The organism is Kitasatospora putterlickiae (assembly GCF_039527695.1).
GTDB lineage: Bacteria > Actinomycetota > Actinomycetes > Streptomycetales > Streptomycetaceae > Kitasatospora > Kitasatospora putterlickiae.
Map to the genome: position 1 here is coordinate 32,127 of NZ_BAAAKJ010000243.1, position 2,198 is coordinate 34,324.

A 2,198-nucleotide genomic window follows, 5' to 3' on the forward strand; every position below is an offset into this window, starting at 1 on the left:
CGCCGGCTCGTCGTCGTCGACGCCCGCGTCCACGAACTGCACGGCGACCGCCTGCGCCGCTACCTGGCCGCCCAGGGCGTCGAGTACGAGACGCACGTCCTGCTCGCCCACGAACAGGTGAAGACCATGGACGCCGTGTTCCAGGTCGCCGACCGGATGGACTCCTTCGGGATCTCCCGCCGGGGCGAACCGGTGATCGCGATCGGCGGCGGCGTGCTCACCGACGTCGTCGGCCTCGCCTGCAGCCTCTACCGCCGCTCCACGCCCTTCGTGCGCGTCCCGACCACCCTGATCGGCCTCGTCGACGCGGGCGTCGGCGCCAAGACCGGCGTCAACCACGGCCGCCACAAGAACCGCCTGGGCACCTACCACCCCGCCGTCGACACCCTGCTCGACCCGGCCTTCCTCACCACCCTGGAACGGCGCCACATCGGCAACGGGCTCGCCGAGATCCTCAAGGTCGCGCTGATCAAGGACGCGGACCTGTTCGCCCTGCTGGAACGGCACGGCCGCGACCTGCTCGACAGCGGCTTCCAGTCCCCGGGCGCCGGCGCCGCCGTGCTCGGCCGCGCCGTCCACGGCATGCTGCAGGAACTCCAGCCCAACCTCTGGGAGCACCGGCTGGAGCGCCTGATGGACTACGGCCACTCGTTCAGCCCGACGGTCGAGATGCGGGCCCTGCCCGAACTCCTGCACGGCGAGGCGGTCTGCGTCGACATGGCGCTCACCACCGTCGTCGCCCGGCGCCGCGGCCTGGTCGGATCCGGGCAGGCCGAACGGATCCTGCGGCTGATGCGGCGGCTAGAACTGCCCGTCTGGCACCCGCTGATGGAACCGGTCACGCTCGGCGAGGCGCTCGCCGACACCGTCCGCCACCGCGACGGGCGGCAACGGCTGCCGCTGCCCTCCGGGATCGGCGCGGGCGTCTTCGTCGACGACCTCGACGCGGCCGAACTCGCCGACGCGGCCGGATGGCTGCGCGCCTGGTCGGCGGACGTCGTGCGGGGGAGTGGGACGCGTGCGTAGCGCCGTCGTGATCGCCGACACCACCGCACCGGCCGACGTCCACGGCGTGCACGGCGCCGCCGGGACCACCCAGTGGACCTGCCTCGCCCGCCGCGCCGGACTCGCCGGCGACTGGGAGGCCGTCGAATGGGCCCGCGTCCCGGCGGGCGGGACCAGCGGCGAACACCTCCACACCCGCACCCGCGAGGTGTACGTCCTGCTCACCGGGGAGGGCGAGGTCACCCTCGACGGCCACCCGTACGCCGTCCGCGCGGGCGACACCGTCCTGACGGCGGTCGGCACCCGGCACGGCCTGCGCAACACCGGGACCGGGCCGCTGGAGTGGCTGGTGATCGAACTGCCCGCCGAACCGGAGGCACCGGGCCCCGACGGCGGCCGCGTCGGCAGCACCGTGATCCGCGACCTGCGGCGCACCGGCCCGCTCGACCCCTCCGCCGTCATCGGCGGACCGCTGCGCCTGCTGCGGCACGTCGACCTGGCCACCGGCGAACGCGACCTCCTGCTCGCCGACGGCGTCGAGCACACCGCCTTCGTCACCGGCGGCAACGGCCGGGCGGGCGCCGGGGACATCCGGGTGCCGCTGCGCCCCGGAACGGCGTTCACCCTGCCGCTCGGCACCGCGCTCGACCTCACGGCCGGCGCCGGCGGGCTCGCCTACCTGCACGCGGAACTCGTGCCGCCGGGCCAGGGCGGTGAGCCGCGATGATCGTCACCCGCACCGCCGCGCCCCGCCTGCTCCTCGGCCCCGGCGCCCAGCGGATCCGCACCCGCTGCCTCGCCCGCCGGGGCATGCTGCACAGCGAGTGCGAGGCCTTCGAACACGTCAACCTCGGTCCGGGCGCCTGCTACGACCTCACCGGCCGCGACGCCACCGAGGCGGCCTGGTACGTGCTGCGCGGCCCCGTCGTCCTGGTCGACTGCCCGGACCACCCGCTACGCCTCCTCGACCGGGGCACCCTGCTGCTCGCCCCGCAGGGCGAATCCGTCCACCTGCACGGGGGCCCGCTCGGCGCGGAACTGCTCTGCCTGACCGTCCTCCCGGACCGGGTGAGCACCCTCCTGCCGGCCCGCCGCCCGGAGGCCGACGGCGAGCCGGCGCCGCCGACGATCGGCAGCCCCGGCTAGATGATTGATGCCAAGGGCTCGCTGGCGCGCATGACATGAAGCGAGGG

The 2,198-nt window shown here is 75.0% G+C and carries 3 protein-coding genes; all 3 read left to right on the forward strand.

Translation table 11 applies throughout. From position 1 onward, the window contains the following. Nucleotides 1-1,026: sedoheptulose 7-phosphate cyclase (locus tag ABD308_RS24560; RefSeq protein ID WP_344338662.1), on the forward strand; the 1,026-nt coding region annotated here is incomplete at its 5' end. Then, nucleotides 1,019-1,732, forward strand: a complete 714-nt coding sequence (locus tag ABD308_RS24565) for a cupin domain-containing protein (RefSeq protein ID WP_344338664.1) — start codon at nucleotides 1,019-1,021, stop codon at nucleotides 1,730-1,732. The genes ABD308_RS24560 and ABD308_RS24565, both read left to right, overlap by 8 nt. Beyond that, on the forward strand, nucleotides 1,729-2,151 hold the full coding sequence (locus tag ABD308_RS24570) for a hypothetical protein (RefSeq protein ID WP_344338666.1): 423 nt from the start codon (nucleotides 1,729-1,731) through the stop codon (nucleotides 2,149-2,151). Before ABD308_RS24565 ends, ABD308_RS24570 begins: the two co-directional genes overlap by 4 nt. The last annotated feature ends 47 nt before the right edge of the window (nucleotides 2,152-2,198 follow it).